Consider the following 1,804-nt stretch of genomic DNA (forward strand, 5'->3'; position numbering starts at 1 on the left):
AATCACCAACAAATGGTTCTTGTTCCATTGTGTAAATAGTTGCGTTTTTAAATAACATTATGCTTCCTTCTTTCCATTGATATAAACTGCTTTAATTTCATTTTGAGTATCTAAAATATTTTTTGTACAAACCACAAAGTCGGCATCCTTACCAGCTTTAATTGAACCAATACGGTTGTCTAACTTTAAAATCTTAGCTGGATTGATAGTGATGGCTTTAATGGCTTCATATTCTGGAAGTCCTGCTTTATGGGCTAGGGCCGCACTTAAAGATAGATATTGCTCGGGTACAACAGGTGAGTCTGTAATGATAGAGAATAAAATACCGGCTTTATAGAATTCATTTGCGGTTTCAAATGACATATTTTTAACTTCATATTTTGATTTATGACCTAAACAAGGACCAAGAATACATGGAAAACCACTTTCTTTAATTTGTGGAATAATGCTTCTTCCATCTGTAACATGATCCAATGTGACTTCAATATCATATTCTTTTGCGATACGAATCACAGTCAAAATATCGTCGGCTCTATGGCAATGACATTTTAATGGCATTTCTTTCTTAATGACAGGAATCATAGCCTCTAGCTTTTGATCATAGTCTACGTCTTTACCGGATTCTTTTTTCTGAATATATTCTTTTGTCTTAGCTAAAGTTTCTCTTAGCAAGGCACTGATCTGCATACGTGTATCAATTTTCTTTCCTTTGTAACAACGTTTAGGATTTTCGCCAAAGGCTGCCTTCATTGCGATCGGATTTTGAATGGTCATTTCATCAATACAATTTCCTTTGGTCTTATACGCAAAGAAAGTACCACCAATGACATTGGCACTTCCAGGTCCAGCAGCAACAGTAGTTACTCCGCTTTTTAATGCTTCTTCAATCGTTTCATCCATAGGATTGCATCCATCAATTCCACGAATGTTTGGTGTTACAGGATCCGTGACTTCATTGCCATCTTCACCTTCAAATCCTATGGATGAACAAACCATACCTAAATGAGAATGGGCATCGATTAGTCCTGGAAATACATAGAGTCCTGAAAGATCTTGAACATCTTCACCAACAGTTGCAGTTAAATCTTTTCCTACTTCAGTAAAAACACCTTTCTCGATTCTAAAATCACCAACGAATGGATCTTGTTCCATTGTATAAATAGTTGCGTTTTTAAAAAGCATTAAGCTGCCTTCTTTCCATCTACATAAACGGATTTAATTTCATTTTGTGTATCTAAAATATTCTTTGTACAAATAATAAAGTCTGCATCTTTTCCAACCTTGATTGATCCAACACGATTATCTAGATGTAAGATTTTAGCTGGATTGATTGTGATGGCTTTGATGGCTTCATATTCATCCATACCATTCTTTGCGGCAAGAGCAGCACATAAAGATAGGTATTGTTCAGGAATAACAGGCGAGTCTGTTGTGATAGAAACTAAGATTCCGGCTTTGTTTAATACGCCAGGCGTTTTAAAGGATTTGGATTTTAATTCGAATTTTGTTTTATGACCAAAACTAGGACCACAAATACATGGGAATCCACTTTCTTTGATTTGTTCTACAATGCATCTTGCATCTGTCGCATGATCCAATGTGACTTCAATATCATATTCTTTTGCGATACGAATCACAGTTAAAATATCATCAGCTCTATGTGCATGACACTTTAATGGAAGCTCTCTTTTTACAACTGGAATCATAGCCTCTAGCTTTTGATCATAGTCTACGTCTTTACCGGATTCTTTTTTCTCCATGTATTCTTTAGTCTTAGCTAAAGTTTCTCTTAATAAGGCACTGA

The 1,804-nt window shown here is 35.5% G+C and carries 2 protein-coding genes; both read right to left on the reverse strand.

Annotation, left to right across the window (positions count from 1 at the left end; all coding sequences use genetic code 11):
* Window positions 1-57: 57 nt before the first annotated feature.
* Window positions 58-1,182 (reverse strand): amidohydrolase, encoded by a 1,125-nt coding sequence (locus tag DWY01_RS11345; RefSeq protein ID WP_117996213.1) that lies wholly within the window; start codon window positions 1,180-1,182, stop codon window positions 58-60.
* Window positions 1,182-1,804: amidohydrolase family protein (locus DWY01_RS11350; protein ID WP_147332194.1), on the reverse strand; the 623-nt coding region annotated here is incomplete at its 5' end. The genes DWY01_RS11350 and DWY01_RS11345, both read right to left, overlap by 1 nt.

The sequence above is a fragment of the Eubacterium sp. AF22-8LB genome (assembly GCF_003458715.1).
Taxonomy (GTDB): Bacteria; Bacillota_I; Bacilli_A; order Erysipelotrichales; family Erysipelotrichaceae; genus Holdemanella.

What these genes read in the sequence shown, in the direction of transcription:
- DWY01_RS11345 (WP_117996213.1), bottom strand. Translation starts at nt 1,182, where the DNA reads ATGCTTTTTAAAAACGCAACTATTTATACAATGGAACAAGATCCATTC.